The sequence below is a fragment of the Silvimonas iriomotensis genome (genome assembly GCF_014645535.1).
GTDB lineage: Bacteria > Pseudomonadota > Gammaproteobacteria > Burkholderiales > Chitinibacteraceae > Silvimonas > Silvimonas iriomotensis.
The window spans coordinates 262,127-282,376 of sequence record NZ_BMLX01000004.1 but is presented as its reverse complement, the minus strand read 5'-3'; the positions used below and the strand labels follow the sequence as shown (position 1 = coordinate 282,376).

The window sequence follows — 20,250 nt, the reverse complement described above, 5'->3', positions numbered from 1 at the left end:
GATTGGCTTTTCGTAAATAGGCCAATTCTTAATTATTTTATTTATCCGGATCAGAAAAATCCCAAATCAGGCTGGCATCAAATAATTTGATTCCAGCCAGGAAATCATTCCGGTTTTGATTGAATTCACTCCTTTTATAATTTTCTGAAAATACCGTTTTTTCATTACGTTCTAAAAGGAGTTGTGCCATGCAACCGTCATTCCAGGCAGAACCGTTTGCCTTGCCATTTGATCCGGCCACCACCGCACTGGTGATGATCGACATGCAGCGTGATTTCGTCGAACCCGGTGGCTTTGGCGAGGCACTGGGCAATGATGTCAATCTGGTCCGCTCTGCCATCGGCCCCTGCCAGCAAGTGCTGGCCGCTGCCCGCGCCGCCGGCGTGATGGTGATTCACACCCGTGAAGGCCACCGTGCTGACCTGACCGATTGCCCGCCGGCCAAGCTCACACGTGGCGGCAAGACCTTTATTGGCGAGCCAGGCCCGATGGGCCGCATCCTGGTGCGCGGCGAGAAGGGCCACGACATCATCCCGGAACTCTACCCGGTAGCAGGCGAGCCGGTGATCGACAAACCGGGCAAGGGCGCGTTCTACCAGACCGACCTGCACCTGATCCTGCAAACCCGTGGCATCAAGACGCTGGTGGTGTGCGGCGTCACCACGGAAGTGTGCGTGACCACCACCGTACGTGAAGCCAACGACCGCGGTTACGAATGCATCATTCCGCAGGATTGCGTGGGTTCGTATTTCCCGGAATTCCAGAAATCCGCACTGGAAATGATCAAGGCCCAGGGCGCCATTTTTGGCTGGGTGAGCAACGCCGCCGCCATCAGCGCCGCGCTGGCCTGATCTGATGCTGCACGCGCAGGCTGTCGGCTACTTGCTGCGCAGCGCGCTGGCCACCAGCCCGCGCCACCGGGTTCATAGCTGTTTTGCGCAGGTGCTGAACCTGGTGGATGACGCGGGCAACCTGCTGACCTTGCTGCCGGCCCATGCCCCCATGCAACCCACTGCAATACAACTGGCGTTGCCCTGGGGCTGGGATTGGCGGCAACACGCGCAGCCAGACCAGAGCGTCAGCGTGACACCTGGCTTGATCTACTGCGAGGCCTGGGCGGCGCGGCTGGAATACGCCAGCACATGGCATCCGCGGCATGTAGACGGCAAGGCGGCCATCCCGCCCGCCGCACCAGCCTGGCTGGCCGCCGTGGCGCAACAAGAACAGGCCCTGCGGGCAGGCAAGGCGCTGACACTGCCGGGCTACGCGCCGCTTGATAGCGCGCAGGTGTTTGGCCTGATCGGGTCTGGCGCGGGGTTAACCCCGGATGGCGACGACTATCTGGTGGGCTACCTGGGCGCATGGCAACTGGCGCCGCGGCCATCCGGCATTGAACGCGTGGTGTTGAATAATCTCGATCGAACCAGCGCCATCAGTGCGCATTATTTGCGGCTGGCGGCTACGCAGCATTTCTCGCAACCCATTGATCAATTGCTTTGTGCATTGCAAAGCGGTGCGACGCAAAACGCCATTGCCATGGCAGCACGCAAAATCACCGCAATGGGTGCGACTTCCGGTTTATCGACATTGAATGGTTTTTTGCACGGGCTGATTGCGCAGGCTGAATCTGCTCCCCGAATCAGCCCGGCAATGGAAGGAACAATTTTGGCATGAATCACAAACACAGGATATTTCCCAATCTGTATCAGGATTCCGTATCGCTGATGCAGGTTTCATCGCGCATTGCTGCGCTGGATGGCATTGCCCAGGCCTCGGTCGTCATGGGCACGCCGGCCAATATTGCGCAATTGCGCGATGCGGCGCTGGGTGATGATTTTGCAGCGGGCCCCAATGATCTGATCATTGCCGTGCGGGGCGACGCCGCCGCGTGCGACGTGGCACTGAAACTGGCGCAAGACGCCCTGACCGCCAAACCCGCCAGCGATGACGGCGCGGTCAAGACAGTGGCCGCAGCCAGCATCGCCATGGGCGTCGAGCAAATGGCCGAGGCCAATCTGGCGTTGATTTCCGTCCCGGGTGATTACGCCGCGGCAGAAGCCATCAAGGCACTGCAACTGGGTCTGAATGTGATGATGTTCAGCGACAACGTGCCGCTGGCGCAGGAACGCCAGATCAAGCAGCTGGCACGCACCAAAAACCGCATTGTGATGGGTCCGGATTGTGGCACGGCCATCATCAACGGCGTGCCGCTGGGCTTTGCCAACGTGGTCAAGCGCGGTGCCATTGGCATCGTGGCGGCGTCCGGTACCGGTTTGCAGGAAGCCACCTGCCGTATCGACCAGTTGGGCGAGGGCGTATCGCAAGCACTGGGCACCGGCGGACATGATCTGCACGAAGACATTGGCGGTATCTCCATGCTGCACGGGCTGGATGCGCTTAAAGAAGACGACGCCACCCAGGTCATTGTGCTGATCTCCAAACCGCCGGCCCAACCCGTGGCTGAAGCCATCCTGAGCGCGGCCAGCAAGGCCGGCAAACCGGTGGTGGTGCATTTCCTCGGCGCGCCGCGCGATATGTCTGCGCCCCAAGGCGTGACCTTTGCCCACACGCTGGCGGATGCCGCACAAACGGCCGTGGCGCTGCTGCGCCAGGCTGCGTTGCCGGAAACCGTGGCCAAACTGGCCGCCACCGATGAAGCCCAACTGGACGCCCTGATTGAGGCCCTGCCCGCCCACCGCAAGGACATTCGCGGCGTATTTGCCGGTGGCACCTTCTGTTTTGAAGCCCAGTTGATTTGCCAGCAAGCCGGGTTTGTCGCGGCCTCTAATACCCCGGTGCGCGGGAATACCGAGGTCTCCGATCTATGGACCGGCCATGGTCACACCCTTGTGGACATGGGCGACGACGCCTACACCCGTGGTCGCCCGCACCCGATGATCGACCCCAGCTTGCGCAACGCCCGCATTGTGTCTGACCTGGCCGACGCGGCCACCGCCGTGGTGCTGTTCGATCTGGTGCTGGGTTACGGCGCCGCCGCCGCCCCGGCCCAAGCCCTGCTGCAAGCACTGGCCAATGCCCCGGCCGGCCCGCTGCTGGTAGCGCATGTCTGCGGCACCGACGCCGATCCGCAAATCCGTAGCCAGCAGATTCACGCATTGCGCCAGGCCGGCGTACTGGTGGCCGGCAGCAATGCCGAAGCCGCCGTCTGGGCCAGCCATATCGCCCGCCGCCAGGCCAGCCGCTAAGAGGAACCGACCATGAATACCCTGTTTAGCCAACCGCTGAACGTGATCAACGCCGGCCTTGCCGGCTTTGCCGAAAACATTCGCCACGCGGGTGGCCACGTTACCCATCTGGCCTGGCAACCGCCCACTCAGGGCGATGTGGCCGCCGGGATGGATCTGGCCGCGCTGCTGAACCACCCGCTGGTCGAAGCCGCCAACCAGCAAGCCATGAGCCAGTATCTGGCCGCACAACCCGTGCTGGTGGATGTCCAGATCGCGCGCGATGTGATTCCCGCCATGCGGGAACGCAAGCTGATCCTGCACGCTGGCCCGCCCATTGCGTGGCCCGATATGTGCGGCCCGGTACGGGGCGCGATCGTCGGCGCGATCCTGTTTGAAGGCTGGGCCGCCGACCACGCTGCGGCAGAGCATCTGGCACAAAGTGGCGAAGTGGCACTGGAGCCCTGCCATCACTACCACGCCGTCGGCCCCATGGCGGGCATCATCAGTCCGTCCATGCCGTTGTGGGTGGTGCTGAACAAGACCAACAACCAGCGCACGTTCAGCAACTTCAACGAAGGGCTGGGCAAGGTGCTGCGGTTTGGCGCCAACAACGACGAAGTGCTGCAACGCCTGTACTGGATGAAAAACGAACTGGCACCGGCCATGCAGGCCGCCGTGCGCCAGTTGGGCGAAGTTGAACTCAAGCCCCTGATCGCCCAGGCATTGCACATGGGCGATGAAGTGCATAACCGTAACGCCGCCGCGACCGGTCTGTTGATCAAACGCCTGCTGCCCGCGCTGCTGCAAACCGGCCTGCCATCGCAGAGCTTGCAGGCTGTAGTCGGGTTTATCGTCAGCAATGATCACTTCTTCCTCAACCTGTCCATGGCTGCCGCCAAGGCCATGATGGATGCCGCCGCCAACGTGCCGTTCAGCAGCATGGTGACCGTCATGGCGCGCAACGGCGTCAATTTCGGCATCCGGGTTTCCGGTTGTGGCGACCAATGGTTCCAGGCGCCGGCCAACCCGGTGGAAGGCTTGTTCTTCCCCGGTTACGGCGTGGCCGATGCCGCTGCCGACCTGGGCGACAGCGCAATCACCGAAACCGCCGGGCTGGGTGGTTTTGCCATGGCCTCGTCCCCGGCCATTGTGAAATTTGTCGGCGGCACGCCGGCCGACGCCACTGCCAACAGCCTGCGCATGCAGTCCATCACCCTGGGCAGCAACCCGGCATTTACCCTGCCGGCGCTGAACTTTGCCCCGACCGCCGCCGGGATCGACATCCGCAAAGTGGCCGATCGCAACATCCTGCCCATCATCAACACCGGCATCGCCCACAAACAGCCTGGCGTTGGCCAGATTGGCGCGGGGATCACCACGGCCCCGATGGCCGGGTTTGTCGATGCCATCAAGGCGCTGGCGCACAACGTGCGTGTCCATACGGAGGCCGCAGCATGAACAACCCGCAACCACCCCTCGCCGTCATTGCCGTCGGCGGCAACGCGCTAATCCGCGATGACGCCCACGCCAGCATTCCGGATCAATCGGCCACGGTGACCGCCACGGTCGAGCACATTGCCGATCTGATCGCCGCCGGCTGGCGCGTCGTCGTCACCCACGGCAACGGTCCGCAAGTGGGTTTCATCCTGCGCCGTTCTGAAATTGCCGCCGGCGAGGTCTGCCCGGTACCACTGGATTTTGCAGTGGGCGATACCCAGGGTGCGATCGGTTACATGTTCCAGCGCGCGCTGGGCAATGCGCTGGCACAACGCAACCTGGCTCGCCCGGTCGTCAGTGTGGTGACGCAAACCCGCGTCAACCCGGCTGATCCGGCCTTCGCACGGCCCGACAAACCCGTCGGCGCGTTCATGGATGAAGCCACCGCCAGGGCCCGCGCCGCCGAACTGGGCTGGAGCATCATGCCGGACTCTGGCCGCGGCTGGCGCCGCACCGTGGCCTCGCCACAGCCGCAAGAGATTGTCGAAACCGACGTGATCAGCGCACTGCTGGAACGCGGCACCGTGGTCATTGCCTGCGGCGGTGGCGGTATTCCGGTCGTGCGTGATGACGCCGGCCAGTTGCAAGGCGTGGAGGCCGTAATCGACAAAGACCGCGCCTCGGCCCTGCTGGCAGAACAACTGGGCGCAGACCTGTTGTTGATCCCCACCGGCGTGGCGCAAGTGGCCGTGCGCTTTGGCCAGCCCGATCAACAGTGGCTGAGCCGCCTGACGCTGGAACAAGCCGACGCGCTGATCGCCAGTGGCGAACTGGGCGCGGGCAGCATGCAGCCCAAGGTGGAAGCGATTGCCGGCTTTGTGGCGCGCTCGGCCGCCAATGGCAAACAAGCCCAGGGCTTGATCACCAGCCCGGAATGCATTGTGAGCGCGCTGGCGGGCCAAACCGGCACCTGGATCAGCGCGTAAGCCGACCCATCCCGATTTCTGATTTTCTGTATTTGCAAAGGTAAACCATGACTCAAACCACCCTGCTCGCCGTGAATGGCACCTTGATGCGCGGCCTGGAACTCAACCCCAACCTGGTCAACGTTGGCGGCACTTTTGTGCGTGAAGATCGCACCGACGCCCACTACCGCGTGTGGAGCATCAATGATTGTCACCCCGGCATGCTGCGCGTTGCTGAAGGTGGCAACCACGTGGCGCTGGAAGTCTGGGCGCTGCCGCTGGACGCCTTTGCCACCGTGCTGGCCAACGAACCGGCCGGCTTGTCGATCGGCAAGATCAAGCTGGAAGACGGCACCGAAATGCTGGGCGTGCTGGCCGAGCCGTGGCTGGTAGAAGGCCAGCGCGAGATTACCGCCTACGGCGGCTGGCGCACTTATACCGGCCACCATTACAACCCCTGATCCCGCCTCAATCACACAAGGAAACCGGACATGCGCAAGACCGATCCTGCCCTCAATACCGCGCCTGGCTACAAGATCGCCATGATCTTGCTGGGTATTGCGGTCACGCCCGTGTTGTTGTCGTCGTCCAGCCTGGGCAACCAGCTGGCCGGTAGCGATCTGATCACCGTGGTCGCCCTGGGCGGCCTGATCCTGACCGTGCTGGCCGCCATGACCATCTGTGTGGGCGAAAAAGCCCGGCTGCCCACCTACGGCATCGTCAAATATCCGTTTGGCGAACGTGGCGCGGTGGCCATCAACGTGCTCATGGCGGTCAGCCTGTTTGGCTGGATTGCCGTCACCGCCAACATGTTTGGCCACTCGGTGCACGACTTGCTGGCCAACCACGGCGTAGATGTCCCGACGCCCTTGCTGGTGGCGATCGGCTGCGTGATCTTTGTCGCCTCCACCGCCTTCGGCTTTGCCATTCTGGGCACCGTAGCGCAGTGTGCCGTGCCGGTGATCGCACTCATGGCCTGCTACATCCTGTACGTGGCGACCAGCGGCCAGGCAACCGCCCCGCAAGCGCTGGCGACCATGCCGCTGGGCGTCGCGGTGTCATCCGTGGTCGGCACCATCATCGTGCTGGTGACCACGCTGCCGGACTTCGGCGCATTTGTGCATAACCGCAAACACGCCGTCGCCGCTGCCGTGATCACGTTCCTGATCGCTTACCCGCTGCTGTACTGGATGGGCGCCACGCCCAGCTCGCTCACCGGGCAGGGCTCCTTGCTGGGCGCGATGGCGGTGTTTGGCGCCGTGCTGCCCACGGCGTTGCTGCTGATCTTTGCCACCGTCACTGGCAACGCCGGCAACATGTTCCAGGGCACACTAGTGGTGTCCACGTTGCTGACGCGTTTTCCCAAGTGGCAAATCACCGTGGCGCTGGGCGTGCTGGCCGGTCTGGTCGGCTGCATGGATATCATGAGCTGGTTCATTCCGTTCCTGCTGTTCCTGGGCATTGCCACGCCGCCAGTGGCCGGCATCTACATTGCCGACTTCCTGTTCTGCCGCCGTCAGGGTTATGACGAAGCCGCCCTCAAGCGTGACCCGGCCATCAAGTTCAGTACTTTTGGCATCTGGCTGCTGGCCTCTGTGGCAGGTTTCCTGACCATGAAGGGCGTGTTCACGCTGACCAGCATTCCATCGGTGGATTCCATCCTGGTGGCATTTGCCGGTTATGCCGTACTGGCAAAACTGACCGCTCGTCCTGCTTTGGCCAATGCCTGATTGGTCTGGCCGGCAAAAACCCGCACGCTGTGCGGGTTTTTTTTCGCCCCAAACCCCGATCATGCTGATTTCCAGCGAAACACTGCGCATCGTGCGCCTGGTTGCGCAGTACCAGAACATTACCGCCGCCGCCGAGCGCATCAACAAAGTGCCCTCGGCCATCAGCTACACCGTCAAGAAACTGGAAGAGGCGCTGGGCGTCACCCTGTTTGCGCGGCGCGGCAGCCATATCTGCCTGACCGAAGCAGGCGAGTACTTTGTCCGTCACAGCAAAACCATCATCGATGACATGGACGCCCTGCGTCGCAACACGCTGCTGGTACACGAAGGCGTCGAGCGCGAACTGCGCATTGCCGTCAACAACATCATCCCCCAGTCCGTCCTGACCACGCTGGTGATCGCCTTTGAACGGCACTTCCCCACCACCCAGCTCAGCTTGCAACGCGAGGTCTACAACGGCTGCTGGGATGCGTTTTACGACAAGCGCGCCGACGTCATCATCGGCGCCCCGCACGCCGTGCCTTACCCGGAAGGCATCGTCAGCGAATCCCTGGGCGAGATGGCGTGGGACTTCGTCCTGAGCCCACAGCACCCACTGGCCCGCACGCCAGAACCCCTGCGCACGCCGGACCTGCGCAAATACCCCGCCATCTGCATCCGCGATACCTCACTGAACCTCAGCCCGCAACACGCCTGGCTGCTGGACGGCCAGAAACCCCTGTTCGTGCCTGGCTTTGGCGTAGCCATGGCATTGATCGAAACCGGCACCGGCATCGGCTACCTGCCGCGCCACCTGGCCACCGAACCCGTGGCCGCCGGGCGGCTGCTGGTGAAAACCGTGGAAGAACAAAAACACGCAACCCAGTTATTCCTGGCCTGGCGACCAGATGGCATGGGACCGGTGCGGCAATGGTGTGTGGATTATCTGCTGCAGGCAGAGGTGCGGCGGCAGTTGTGTGGGGGGTGATCGAAAAACGACACAGCAAGGCAACTGCCTTTGCGATGAATGAACAGTCCACCTAGCATCGGCAAAAAACCACGACACAGCGACTCCAAAAGAATGATTATTTTTGCCGCCCTGACCTGGCTATTGTTTCTGCTGCTTTATACCGCTTTTTCCCCTCGACATTTCCAGACAGGCGTTTCTATTGGCTATCCCGTGCGTATTTCTGGCTGGCTGATTTTTACCCGACTTGGCTTCACGATTGCCACGCTATTTCTCCTCGCGGGCATTGCTGAGTTTGCTTATGCCGCAAAGCATGATGAAGCCAACTTGATCATGATTTTGATGGCACCAGTGGCACTGTTCCTCATCGTGGCCGCCTTTCTCGACAACAGGCTGACTTTCTATTGCCTGAAGTATCGACTCCGCCAGGGGCTCGCCATCAAGCAAAACCAATTTGAACACATGGGTTTCTTTTCAGTTGCGCTGGGGCAAATCCAGTCAGCGCAAATCAAATCGCTCAGTGCCGGACGCGGACGCACACCTTATATCGTGCTGAATCTGGCTTCAGACGTGACCAGCGATCTGTTTTTGCAAGATGCAAAACTATATAAATCGTTGGCTCGTTCCATTGGTGGCACACGGATTAACCCCGCCACACAACTCATCCTGTTCACCGATTACCTGGCGTGCGATCAAGAAACCGTAGTACGCGATATCAACACCCTGGTCGGATATAAAGAGTCACAGCAAAAAAACGAGGATGAGTTTCGACTCACGGTCCACTCATAACTCAAGCACTCGGGTTTTAAACCTGCACCGACGGAATACTCTTCATGCAGCGCAGCGCAAACATGGACCGGCTGTGGCGGATGCCAGAGATGCGGTAGAGCTTTTCGCGCAAAAAGCGCTCGTATCCGGCGGTGCCGTCTACTGCGAGTTTGACGAGGTAGTCGTACTCGCCCGAGACCAGATGCGCTTCCAGCACTTCCGGCATGGCGGCGAGTTCTTCGCCAAAGCGGATCAGGGTGTTTTCTTCGTGGCTGTCCAGGGTGATTTCTACCAGCACGATATCGGCAAAGCCCAGTTTTTTCTGGTCGACTAGCGCGACGTAGCCGCTGATATAGCCTTCGGTTTCCAGTTGGCGGGTGCGGTTCCAGCAGGCGGTGGCGCTCATGCCCACCTGTTCGGCCAGTTCTGCATTGGATAGACGCGCGTTCTTTTGCAGGGCGCGCAGGATCTTGCGGTCTTGCTGGTCGAGGGGACGATTGCGTGGGGTCATGGGCCAATCCGGAATATTATTTCTGTATTTATACGATATCAGAAACATCCTTCTGCAAAACAGCGCTTGTGGCTTGAAATCAGAAAGCCTTATCCGCCATCTTGCCGGTATATTTTCCTGACTGTCATGCCCCGCGCCAGCCACCGGATTGATCGTCTACTGGCGCGGCCGGATCGCCACAAGCGGCCCGGTGGCGAGCCTGGTGCCACAAGCGCCAGCAGGGTGAACGCAGGCCAATTCACGGCCGGGCGTTGCATTCAACGGGGTTGATGGATTTTCTGTACCGGGCAATTTCGCAAAAGCGACAAGAACTTGCCTGAGCCAGCGTGCCGCCAGACGGCAAAGCGCGGTGCAAGGCCGCGTTACACCGGCAACAACCTGCTGAATCCAAATCGTTTTTCTGCACACCCCACCCCGCCGTTGGCCATTACCAGCCAGGCTATCCGGCAAAACCCCGCATTGCCGGCCACGTGCTTTACTGAAACCATCCGCACACTTTGCGCCACGTGCGCTTTTTGTTTGCTGTTGTGCCTGATGACCTCGCCCACACGCATCGCCGTTTTGCTGGTGCCGCCTTGCTCGCTGTTGCAAGTCGGCGCGCTGACGCGCGTGTTTGCCGAGGCCAACCGCCAGGCCGCGCTGTACGAGTTGCGATTTGTCTCGGCCGATGGCGCGCCGGTGCTGCTGGATGAAATCTCGCCATTGCCCGTAACCGGTAGCGCTGCCAGCATCAAGCCCGATGAAAGCGTACTGGTACTCAGCAACGGCATCACCACGCCAGACACCCCGCCCTTGCTGCAGGCCTTGCAGCGCCTGGCCGCGCAGCCCTTGCTGGGCGGGCTGGGCACCGGCGCCTGGTGGCTGGCGCAAGCCGGGTTACTGCATGATTACCGCGCCACATTGCACTGGCCCCACTTGCCCGCGTTTGGCGAGCGCTTTGTCAAAGTGATTGCCAGCCAGCATGTGTTTGAACTGGATCGCAACCGGTTTACCTGTGGCGATGGCGTGGCCTTGCTCGACGGTCTGCTGGCGCTGATCAGCCGCCAGCACGGTAACAACCTGACCGAAGCCATTGCCGGCGCGCTCTCCATGGAGCGCATCCGCCATGGCGAAGATCGCCAGCGCGTGCCCTTGCTGGCGCGCCTGGGCGAGAAGGAACCGCGCATTACCGAAGCCGTGATGCTGATGGAAGCCAATCTGGAAGAACCGCTAACCACTGATGAGCTGGCCCGCCTGACCGGGCAATCGCGCCGCCAGCTGGAGCGTTTGTTCAAGCAACACCTGGACATGGCACCCACGCGCTATTACCTGCAACTGCGGCTGGAACACGCGCGGCATTTGTTGCGCACGACCGGCAAGTCGATCATCCAGGTGGGGCTGTTGTGCGGGTTTACCTCTGGCGCGCATTTCTCCACCGTGTACCGCGGCCACTTTGGCATTGCGCCGCGGGAGGAGCGGTTCGACCGGGGGCAGAAGGCGCTGTAGGTGGTGCTGGATCAACGCGGGAGAGCTTGTCCTGGCCTGTTGTTACGGCGTTGCTGCGACGGACACGCCTGATTGCCGCGTCATTGCGGACCTCGGCGGCCTCCTTGGCCGGACTCCAGATGTAAACCGTTGTGCCGAAGGCACCGACCAGAGTTTGCCTGGTCTGGCCCGCCAGCGGTGGGCGTACTGGATTCCTGCCTGCGCAGGAATGACGAGCCAGGGGTATGCACGCCTCCCCCTCCTCACTCCTCACTCCTCACTCCTCACTCCTCACTCCTCACTCCTCACTCCTCACTCCTTGATCTGTCTCAAAAACACAGAACCCTGTCGCCGCCACGCAATTGCGGTTTTGGGGCCCGCCCTAAAATGGCCATTCCTTTATCCCGTATCAAAGCCGGAGTGTTTCCATGTCTGCCGTAACCCGTAAAACCTTTGATGAAGTGATGGTGCCCAACTACGCACCGGCTGCATTCATTCCGGTATCCGGCCTCGGGTCGCGGCTGACGGATCAGGATGGCAAGGAATACATCGACTTTGCCTGCGGCATTGCGGTCACCAGCCTGGGTCATCGTCACCCGGAACTGACCGCCGTGCTGCACGATCAGGCGGATCATCTGTGGCATCTGTCGAACACACACACCAATGAACCCGCGCTGCGTCTGGCACGTCGTCTGACCGAGACCACGTTTGCCGAGCGCGTGTTCTTTTGCAATTCCGGTGCCGAAGCCAATGAGGCGGCGCTGAAGCTGGCGCGCAAGTATGCGGTGGATCGCAATCCGGAAAAGACGCAGATCGTCTCCTGCAAGCAGTCGTTCCACGGCCGCACGCTGTTTACCGTGTCGGTGGGCGGTCAGCCCAAGTACACCGAGGGTTTCGGCCCGCTGCCGGGTAATCTGGCACACATTCCGTTCAACGATATTGCCGCCGCAGAAGCCACCATCCACTGGGGCACGGCCGCGGTGATTGTCGAACCCGTGCAAGGCGAAGGCGGCATTACGCCGGCGACGAAGGCGTATCTGCAAAAGCTGCGTGAACTGTGCGACAAGCACGGCGCGCTGCTGATTTTTGATGAAGTGCAGATTGGTGTTGGCCGCTCCGGTTCGCTGTTTAGCTATATGGAATACGGCGTGGTGCCGGATATCCTGACCAGCGCCAAAGCGCTGGGTAATGGCCTGCCGATTGGCGCCATGCTGACCACCAAAGAGATTGCCGCGACGTTTGTGGTCGGCACGCACGGTTCTACTTACGGCGGCAACCCGCTGGTGTGCGCGGTGGCCGACAAGGTGATCGAGATTGTCAGCCGCCCGGAAACCCTGGCCGGCGTGAAGCAGCGCCATCACTGGCTGGTCGATGGTCTGAAGGCCATTAACCAGAAGCACCAGGTGTTTACCGAAATCCGTGGCCAGGGCCTGCTGATTGGTGCAGAGCTGATCCCGGCGTTGCACGGCAAGGCCAAAGATGTCTTGAACGCCGCCGCCAAGCAGGGTCTGGTGACGCTGGTGGCCGGGACCAACGTGGTGCGCTTTGCGCCCTCGCTGGTGATCTCGGCCGAAGACCTGAACGAGGGTCTGCGCCGCTTTGAACTGGCCGTGGCCGAAATCGCCGCCCAGGTGACACAGGCCGCTTGAGCGCCGCTCTTTGAATGGCGAACCGGCGGCTATCCGCGGCCGGTTTCAACACCGCGCGACGCGACCACCGTCGCGCGGTTTGCCGTGCGCCTGCGCTGCAGACAAGGGCGCCTGGCGACTACAATCACAATAAAACCAACAACAACACATTCCTGGAGCTGCCATGCTGTTTGTCCGCCCCGGCAAACCCTCAGACCTCGACGACCTGGAACGCATGGCGCGGGAAACCGGCCCGGTGCTGCATTCGTTGCCGCCTGATCGTGAGCGCCTTGCGCGTGGCGTGCAGCAATCGACTGACTCGCTGGAAAGCGATGTCGAATATCCTGGCGAAGAAACCTATCTGTTTGTGCTGGAAGACTCGGCCACCGGCCGCGTGTGCGGTACGGCGGGGATTGTCGCCATGGCCGGGTTCTCCGAGCCCTTTTATGTGTTCCGCAACGAGGTGGTAGTGCATGCCTCACGCGCGCTCAAGGTGAATCACCGCGTGCATGCGCTGGTGCTCTCGCACGAGATGACGGGCCGCACGCGCCTGACCGGGTTTTATGTCGATCAGGCCACGCAACGGCAAAGCGCGCTGGCTGCGCATCTGCTCTCGCGCGCCCGCATTCTGTTTGCGGCGCAGAACCGCGAACGCTTCACCAACGATATCTTTGCCGTGCTGCCAGGCATTACCGACGCCACGGGCCATTCGCCGTTCTGGGAAGGCGTTGGCTACAAGTTTTTCAAGCGTGATTTCAAGCAGATGGAAATCGAATCCGGCGGGCGCAGCCGCACCTTCATCGCCGAAATGATGCCGGTAGACCCGCTCTACGTGCCGCTGTTGTCTGAAGATGCCCAGCGCGTGATGGGCGAGCCGCACCACGACGCGCTGCCCAATTACGAATGCCATCTGGCCGAAGGGCTGGAGCCGGACAAGTTTGTCGATATTTTTGACGCCGGCCCGGTGCTGACCTGCGTGCTGGATGTCTGCCAGTCGGTGCGCCTTGGCAGCGTGCGCCACGCCACGCGCGGCAAGCCCGAAGGCGGCTGTATGCCATGGCTGATCAGCAATCTGTACACCACGGATTTTCGCTGCGTCACCGTCATGTTGCCGGAAACCCCGCCCGCCACGCTCACCTTGCCGCCGGAGGTCTTTGACGTGCTGGATATCGCTGAGGGCGACCTTGTCCGCTGCGCACCGGTGGGAGGGCTGCCCGCATGATCGTGATGCGCCTTTGCCGCCCGGCTGATCTGGAGGCCCTGATTGATCTGGCCCACAAAGCCGGCCCCGGCATGACCACACTCAAGCCCGACCGCGACGTCCAAGGCGCACGCCTTGAACGCGTGCAGCGCACGGTAGACGGCCTCGCCCCGCTGGCCGATCAGGGCTATCTGTTCATGATGGAAGACACCACCACCGGCGCCGCCGTCGGCGTGTGCGGGCTGGAAGTTGCCGTTGGCCTGGAGCAACCCTTCTACACCTATCGCATGGACACGTTTGTCCACGCCAGCCGCGAGATGGGCCTGTATACGCGCATGGACAAACTGCACATGTCGCACGGGCTGACCGGGTATTCAGAACTGTGCACGCTGTTCCTTAGCCCCGACTGGCGGGTGAATGGCAACGGCGCGCTGTTGTCCAAATCCCGTTTCATGTTCATTGCGCAGTTCCCGGAACGCTTCTCTGAGCACCTGTGCGCCGAGATGCGCGGGCATTTTGATGAACATGGCGAGTCGCCCTTCTGGCGGGCGCTGGGGGCGCATTTTTATCGCATCGGTTTCAACGAGGCCGATCAACTGGTGGCGCAAGGCAAGAAGTCGTTCCTGGCCGAGTTGATGCCGCGCTACCCGGTGTATGTCGATTTCCTGCCCGAAGACGCGCGCGCCTGTATCGGCAAGACGCATATCGACACCGAACCCGCTCGCCGCCTGCTGGAAAGCGAAGGCCTGCGCGCCGAGCAGCATATCGACATTTTTGAAGGCGGCCCGGTGCTGGAAGCACGCATCGCCAGCCTGCGCGTGATGCACGACAGCGCGCTGTACACGATCGACATTACCGAATCCCCGGCGACATCCGACACCCGCTGGATTGTCGCCAACAGTGAGCTGGCGGATTTCCGCGTGATGCTCACCCGCAGCGTGCCGCACAACGGCGTGCTGCCCCTGACGCCCGAACAAGCCGCCGCGCTGCGTGTACAAGCCGGCAGCACCGTCCGGGCCATGACGCTGAACCCACAAGGACCCGCCCAATGACCGCGCTTGATCCTCGCCACAGCCAGTTGTGGCAACTGCTGGATGTCACCATCGGCACTGCCGCCACGCAAAAACTGTTCGACATGATCGACATCGACGACACCCTGCTGACCGCCCCGGTGGCCAGCGTGCCGCGCGTGCTGATCGCCCAGGCCATGAACATGCAACTGTTCGCCAGAAACCTGGATGCGGTGCCCGAAGGCAAGCGCTATGTCGACAGCAAACTGGCCGCTGGCGAGAAGGTGGTGTTCGACCACGGCGCGCTGCGCACCGTCACCGCCGCCAATACCGGCGCCTTGCCGCAAGGCGAAGCGGCCTTCAAGCGCCTGCTGGAACCGCTGGGCTTTAGCGTCGCCGCCATCTACCCGCTGGCCCGCCTGAAAATGACCGGCCGCGCCTATTGCCATGACGACGCGCCAGAAACCGTCGCCCAGTTTTTTGTCTCTGAGCTGCACGTAGACCAGTTCTCGCCCGCGTTTGCCGAGGCCGTGAACGCCGTGGTCAGTAGCAGCCGCGACCCGCTCACCGACGAGCACAAAGCCCTGCTGGCCAGACTGGCCGCCCACCGCGCCCTGCCGCTCAACGACGCCTTCAAACTGCTACCCGCGCTGGTGGCCTGTTTTGACGTCCAGCACGACACCCCGCCGCTGGCCGCCTATGAAACCTTGCTGGCCGAATCGGCCGAGATGGCGTGGATTGCCACCGAAGGCAACAGCTTTAACCACGCCACCGACCGCGTGCCCGATGTCATCACCCTGGCCGACCAGTTGCGCGCCCAGGGTGCGCCGATCAAGGACAAAGTAGAAATCTCCGGCGCCGGTTCCGTGCGCCAGACCGCGTTCAAGGCAGCGATGGTGGAGCGCGCGTTCAAGACGGCGGATGGCCATGTGGTGAAGAAGGTGGTGCCGGGGTCGTTTTATGAGTTTATCTCTCGCGATGTGCTGACCGGCGAGGCGGGGGAACGGTATCTGGATTTGCGGTTTGATAGTGGCAATGCGCAGGGGATTTTCAAGATGACGGCGGCGCAGGCACCGGGGTGAGGGTTGGTTTTGGTTGGGGCGGGGGTGGTGGCGCTTGGCGGGCACCTCAATGAACCTGCCAGAGCTATACATGCCTGTTGAAGCGGCGCGGTGATGGGGCGCCGTTGCGGTGTTGTGTTAGCGCCTCCGGCGCAGGATTAAAGGCGTTTTGATACCGGCGGTGGCCGGAGCACCCTACTTTCTTTGCTTCGCCAAAGAAAGTAGGCAAAGAAAGGCGACCCCAGCCTGGCGGCCCTCCGGGCTTCCCTCAGTCGGTCGGGAGCCTGGGGTCTCCCTCCACTCCTTCGGCGCTGGGCTTTAATGGGGGAGAAAAGTCAAAGACAACGGCAACCCCAAAAGCTAACTGCAACTGCAAACACAAAATCCAAACCAACGGCAACGGCAACGGCAACGGCAACGGCAACGGCAACGGCAACGGCAACGGCAACGGCAACGGCAACGGCAAGACCATAGCAACACCAACCCATGGCAGTGGCAGTGGCAGTGGCAGTGGCAAATTCAACACGCATCCCACTGACTCGTCATTCCGGCGAAGGCCGGAATCCAGTCCGCAGCCCAACGGGCTGCTTTCGGTGGCCTACCACTACCGTCTCGTGCTGATTCAGTGACACTCGCATGCATCGCAGCTGGATTCCGGCCAAGGGGGCCGCCGAGGTCCGGAATGACGAAGTGGTGGGGCACGCCAATCAGTATTGCAGCCGGTGCTTGCAAATCGCGGCGTAGGGTGGATTCGCGAAGCAATCCACCGTTGCGTTGGTGGATTGTCGCTCCGCTCCGAATCCACCCTACAAAACCTGTACCCAGATAACCTGGTTTTGGTTTTGGTTTTGGTTTTGGTTTTGGTTTTGGTTTTGGTTGCCGTTGCCGTTGCCGTTGCCGTTGCCGTTGATTTTCGGCGTTGCAGTTGCTTTTGACGTTGGGCCCCTTTGACTGCGCCGAGCATCGCAGCAAGGCGCGGGGTTTCGGCGCAAGGGTGTTTGAGGGCTTTAGCCCGAGTTCCCTGGAGCCAGCCGCGACTTGCGAGAAGCGCAGGGAACTCGCGCAGCGAGCGCAGTCGCAGGGGTCGCCTTTTCTTTGGGTACTTTCTTTTGGCGACCCAAAAGAAAGTGCCTTGCCGTCGGGCAACCCCCGACATGTAAAACAACCGCGCCGCCAGGCGCTAACATCAGTTCAAGGCTGTTCAAGGCGGCAACCCACCCCCTCACCATCCACACACACCACCCGTTTTGGTGTTCAATCACCCCACAACCACCCGCCCAGCACACACCATGATCCCTCGCCTGGCAGAACGCCCCATCGCCAACCCACTCTACCTGGATTTCATCACCGAGCTACGCACGCGCGGTTTTGAAGGCGAGTTGTCGGCCAGTTATGCCGACCGCACTGTCGCGGCAACGGATAATTCGATCTACCAGATCTGGCCACAGGTGGTGGTCACGCCAAAACATGCTGATGACATCATCCGCCTCGTCAAAGTGCTGGCAGAAGAACGCTTCCGGCATCTGGTGGTCAGCCCGCGCGGGGGCGGTACGGGCACTAATGGGCAATCGCTGACCAACGGGGTGGTGGTCGATCTCTCTCGCAACATGAACCGGATTCTGGAGATCAACCCGGCCGAGCGCTGGGTGCGGGTTGAGGCGGGGGTGGTCAAGGATCAGCTCAATGCGGCGCTCAAGCCGCACGGGCTGTTTTTTGCGCCGGAGTTGTCGACGTCCAACCGTGCCACCATTGGCGGTATGGTCAATACCGACGCCAGCGGCCAGGGTTCTTGTCTGTATGGCAAAACGCGGGATCATGTCCTGGCGCTTGATACCGTGCTGCTGGACGGTACGCACTGGCATTCAGAACCACTGGCCGAAGCTGACCTGGCGGCCATCCAGCAGCGGGATGATCTGGTTGGTGCCGTCCACCGCTTGCTGGCGGATATCGCCCATGATCAGGCCGATCTGATTGCTGAGCGCTTCCCCAAACTGAACCGTTGCCTGACGGGTTACGACCTCGCGCATATCCGCAATGCCGCTGGCTTGTTTGATCTGAACGCCATTTTATGCGGTGCGGAAGGCACGCTGGGGCTGGTCACGGAGGTCAAACTCAACGTTTTGCCTATCCCCAAATTCAGCGCGCTGGTGAATGTGCGCTATACGTCGTTTGACGCCGCGTTGCGTGATGCCCAGGCGTTGATGGCCTTGCAGGCGGCGTCGATTGAAACGGTGGATAGCAAGGTGCTGGGGCTGGCGCGGCAAGACATCATCTGGCACGGCGTGGCGGAGTTTTTTCCGGATGGCGACGGGCCGGAGGCGCTGGGGATCAACCTGGTGGAATTCATTGCCGATGACGAAAACGCGCTGGAAGCCCGGCTAGCGGAAGTGACCGCCATTCTGGATGGCCAGGGGCAGGCGCACGGGCGCAATGGTTATACCGTGGCGCGCGGTGAGGCGGCGGTTGGGCGGTTGTGGAACATGCGCAAGAAGTCGGTCGGGCTGCTGGCCAATATGCAAGGCGAGCGGCGGCCGATTCCGTTTGTAGAAGACACCGCCGTGCCGCCGGAAAACCTGGCCGATTACATTGCCGAGTTCCGCGCGCTGCTCGATAGCCATGGCGTGGTGTACGGCATGTTCGGGCATGTGGATGCCGGCGTGCTGCACGTGCGCCCGGCGCTGGACATGAAAGACCCGGCCGACGAACAACGCATTCGCACCATCAGCGATGGCGTGGTGGCGCTGACGCAGAAGTATCACGGCCTGTTGTGGGGCGAGCATGGCAAGGGCGTGCGCTCTGAATATGCACCGGCGTTCTTCGGGCCGCTTTACCCCACGCTGCAGCGGATCAAGGCGGCGTTTGACCCGCATAACCAGCTGAACCCGGGCAAGATTGCCTCCCCGATGGCGGATGGCTTGCTGCGCATTGATGGCGTGCCCACACGCGGCCAGCATGATCGCGTGATCCCCATTGCCGTGCGCCAGCGTTATGCCGAGGCCATGCACTGCAACGGCAACGGCGCCTGTTACAACTTTGATCCGGACGATGCCATGTGCCCGTCCTGGAAAGGCACGCGGGAGCGGCGGCATTCGCCCAAGGGCCGGGCGTCGCTCATGCGCGAATGGCTGCGGCAAATGACCGTGGCCGGCGTTGACCCGCTGGCCGAGAGCACGCAACTGCGTCAGGGCAGTTTCTGGCTGACCTTGCCGGCGCGGCTGGGCAACACGCTGGGCCGCAAGCGTGGCGAGGCCGATTTCAGCCACGAAGTGATGGAAGCCATGCAGGGTTGCCTGGCGTGCAAGTCCTGCGTGGCGCAATGCCCGGTCAAGGTCGACGTGCCCGAGTTCCGCGCCAGGTTCATGGAGTTGTACTACGGACGTTATCTGCGGCCGCTCAAGGATTACCTTGTCGGCAGCATGGAAAGTACGCTGCCGCTGATGGCGCGCTGGCCCGGCGTTTACAACGCGCTGGTGGGCAGCGGTATCGGGCGCGGGTTGCTGGCGCGGCTCAACCTGCTGCACAGCCCGCTGCTGTCGGGCATCCGCCCGGAAACCGCCTTGCCGGCGCAGGGTTTCCGGCTGGCCACGCCAGACGTGCTGCAAGGCCTGAGTGAAGACGAACGCGCCAATGCGGTGATCGTGGTGCAGGATGCGTTTACCAGTTATCTGGAAACCGGCCTGCTGCTCGATACCTTTGCGCTGTTGCGCCAGCTGGGTTTCACGCCGTTGCTGGCACCGTTTTCGCCCAATGGCAAACCGCTGCATGTGCATGGATTTCTGGGCCGGTTTGCCCGCGTGGCAGAGAAGAACGCCGCGCAACTGACCGCCCTGGCGCAGTCCGGCATTGCGCTGATCGGGCTGGAGCCATCCATGACGCTGGCGTACCGCGCCGAGTACGTCAAAACGCTGGGTAAAGACGCTGCGCCGCCGGTCTTGCTGATCCAGGAGTGGCTGGCAAAACAACTGGCCAGATGGCCTGCGCGCAGCGCCAGCGGTGAGGCGCTGACCTTGATGTCTCACTGCACCGAAAAAACCAATGCCCCGACCGCGCCGGGCGCCTGGCAAAAGCTGTTCGGGCACTTTGGCATTGCGCTCAAGCTGCAAGCCAGCGGTTGCTGCGGCATGGCTGGCACATATGGCCACGAAGCCACGAACCGGGCAATGTCCGAGCACATTTACAGCCTGAGCTGGGCGCCGATTATGGCCGCCAGCGAGGGTGGTTCAGATCTGCTGGCAACGGGTTATTCGTGCCGCTGCCAGACAAAGCTGGTAGACGGCGTTGAATTGCGGCACCCGGTGCAGGCGTTGTTGCGGGTGCTGGGGTGAGGGCGCGGTGATCTTT

17 protein-coding genes are annotated in these 20,250 nt (G+C 61.8%); 15 read left to right on the top strand and 2 right to left on the bottom strand.

Annotation, left to right across the window (positions count from 1 at the left end; genetic code table 11):
• Positions 1-37: 37 nt before the first annotated feature.
• Positions 38-190 carry a hypothetical protein gene (locus IEX57_RS15765; protein WP_188705306.1) on the bottom strand — a complete coding sequence of 51 codons (153 nt, stop codon included), beginning with the start codon at positions 188-190 and terminating at the stop codon, positions 38-40.
• On the opposite strand from IEX57_RS15765, the gene IEX57_RS15760 reads away from it, so the two are divergent.
• The 9 genes from IEX57_RS15760 (at position 189) to IEX57_RS15720 (ending at position 9,055) form a co-directional block, all read left to right on the top strand.
• Positions 189-851: a cysteine hydrolase family protein gene (locus IEX57_RS15760; protein WP_188705305.1), complete on the top strand. Its 663-nt coding sequence runs from the start codon at positions 189-191 to the stop codon at positions 849-851. The two genes, IEX57_RS15765 and IEX57_RS15760, sit on opposite strands and share 2 nt — an antisense overlap.
• A gap of 4 nt (positions 852-855) precedes the next feature.
• The gene (locus IEX57_RS15755) at positions 856-1,674 is read left to right on the top strand and encodes an oxamate carbamoyltransferase subunit AllH family protein (RefSeq protein ID WP_188705304.1); all 819 of its coding nucleotides are present in this window, start codon (positions 856-858) and stop codon (positions 1,672-1,674) included.
• Positions 1,671-3,206, top strand: a complete 1,536-nt coding sequence (fdrA, locus tag IEX57_RS15750; protein ID WP_188705303.1) for an acyl-CoA synthetase FdrA — start codon at positions 1,671-1,673, stop codon at positions 3,204-3,206. Before IEX57_RS15755 ends, fdrA begins: the two co-directional genes overlap by 4 nt.
• Before the next feature lie 12 nt (positions 3,207-3,218).
• Positions 3,219-4,646 carry a YlbE family protein gene (locus IEX57_RS15745; RefSeq protein ID WP_188705302.1) on the top strand — a complete coding sequence of 476 codons (1,428 nt, stop codon included), beginning with the start codon at positions 3,219-3,221 and terminating at the stop codon, positions 4,644-4,646.
• Positions 4,643-5,611, top strand: a complete 969-nt coding sequence (locus IEX57_RS15740) for a carbamate kinase (protein ID WP_188705301.1) — start codon at positions 4,643-4,645, stop codon at positions 5,609-5,611. The genes IEX57_RS15745 and IEX57_RS15740 overlap by 4 nt, the downstream gene beginning before the upstream one ends.
• Positions 5,612-5,658: 47 nt before the next feature.
• Complete coding sequence (locus IEX57_RS15735; RefSeq protein WP_188705300.1) at positions 5,659-6,051, top strand: allophanate hydrolase-related protein; 393 nt, start codon at positions 5,659-5,661, stop codon at positions 6,049-6,051.
• A gap of 30 nt (positions 6,052-6,081) precedes the next feature.
• Positions 6,082-7,320, top strand: coding sequence for a cytosine permease (locus IEX57_RS15730; RefSeq protein ID WP_188705299.1), 1,239 nt, complete (start codon positions 6,082-6,084; stop codon positions 7,318-7,320).
• 61 nt (positions 7,321-7,381) lie between these two features.
• Positions 7,382-8,287 carry a LysR substrate-binding domain-containing protein gene (locus IEX57_RS15725; protein ID WP_188705298.1) on the top strand — a complete coding sequence of 302 codons (906 nt, stop codon included), beginning with the start codon at positions 7,382-7,384 and terminating at the stop codon, positions 8,285-8,287.
• Between the two features lie 93 nt (positions 8,288-8,380).
• Entirely contained in the window at positions 8,381-9,055 is a 675-nt protein-coding gene (locus IEX57_RS15720) for a hypothetical protein (RefSeq protein ID WP_188705297.1), read from the top strand.
• 16 nt (positions 9,056-9,071) lie between these two features.
• On the opposite strand, the gene IEX57_RS15715 is transcribed toward IEX57_RS15720, so the two are convergent.
• Complete coding sequence (locus IEX57_RS15715; RefSeq protein WP_188705296.1) at positions 9,072-9,545, bottom strand: Lrp/AsnC family transcriptional regulator; 474 nt, start codon at positions 9,543-9,545, stop codon at positions 9,072-9,074.
• 534 nt (positions 9,546-10,079) lie between these two features.
• On the opposite strand from IEX57_RS15715, the gene IEX57_RS15710 reads away from it, so the two are divergent.
• The 6 genes from IEX57_RS15710 to ydiJ all read left to right on the top strand — a co-directional run bounded on the left by IEX57_RS15710 (position 10,080) and on the right by ydiJ (position 20,234).
• Entirely contained in the window at positions 10,080-11,030 is a 951-nt protein-coding gene (locus tag IEX57_RS15710) for a GlxA family transcriptional regulator (protein ID WP_188705295.1), read from the top strand.
• 407 nt (positions 11,031-11,437) lie between these two features.
• Positions 11,438-12,658: an aspartate aminotransferase family protein gene (locus IEX57_RS15705; protein WP_188705294.1), complete on the top strand. Its 1,221-nt coding sequence runs from the start codon at positions 11,438-11,440 to the stop codon at positions 12,656-12,658.
• Between the two features lie 163 nt (positions 12,659-12,821).
• The gene (astA, locus tag IEX57_RS15700; RefSeq protein ID WP_188705293.1) at positions 12,822-13,859 is read left to right on the top strand and encodes an arginine N-succinyltransferase; all 1,038 of its coding nucleotides are present in this window, start codon (positions 12,822-12,824) and stop codon (positions 13,857-13,859) included.
• Entirely contained in the window at positions 13,856-14,890 is a 1,035-nt protein-coding gene (gene astA, locus IEX57_RS15695; RefSeq protein ID WP_188705292.1) for an arginine N-succinyltransferase, read from the top strand. The genes astA (IEX57_RS15700) and astA (IEX57_RS15695) overlap by 4 nt, the downstream gene beginning before the upstream one ends.
• Positions 14,887-15,930, top strand: a complete 1,044-nt coding sequence (locus IEX57_RS15690) for a DUF1338 domain-containing protein (RefSeq protein WP_188705291.1) — start codon at positions 14,887-14,889, stop codon at positions 15,928-15,930. Before astA (IEX57_RS15695) ends, IEX57_RS15690 begins: the two co-directional genes overlap by 4 nt.
• Positions 15,931-17,198: 1,268 nt before the next feature.
• On the top strand, positions 17,199-20,234 hold the full coding sequence (gene ydiJ, locus IEX57_RS15685) for a D-2-hydroxyglutarate dehydrogenase YdiJ (protein WP_188705290.1): 3,036 nt from the start codon (positions 17,199-17,201) through the stop codon (positions 20,232-20,234).
• Positions 20,235-20,250 lie beyond the last annotated feature (16 nt).